We start from the raw sequence: 250 nt of genomic DNA, 5'->3' as shown, positions 1-250 counted from the left end.
GGCACTCGGCGTCGAGATATGGCTTGACGACTTCGGCTGCGGTTTCGCGGGCCTCTCTTGGCTGAGGGCAATCGAGTTTCAGACGGTCAAGGTCGATAGAACCTTCCTGCACGACTGCTCGAACCCACGCGGTCTGATGATGCTTCAGGACATGATTGCTCTCATCCGCAATCGTGGGAATACGATCCTGGTGGAAGGCGTCGAAACTGCAGCACAGTTTTCCCTTCTCAAGGATCTTCGCATCGACCGA

At 56.0% G+C, this 250-nt stretch carries 1 protein-coding gene; it reads left to right on the top strand.

Features of this window, described 5'->3' with window-relative positions; translation table 11 throughout:
* A partial coding sequence (locus AF337_RS05795; protein ID WP_152970923.1) for an EAL domain-containing protein occupies positions 1-250 on the top strand: 250 nt, incomplete at both ends.

The organism is Rhizobium ecuadorense, from assembly GCF_001187535.1.
In the GTDB taxonomy this organism is placed as follows: Bacteria; Pseudomonadota; Alphaproteobacteria; order Rhizobiales; family Rhizobiaceae; genus Rhizobium; species Rhizobium ecuadorense.
Note: the sequence above shows the minus strand (reverse complement) of the source record. Positions and strands in the feature narration are given on the sequence as shown.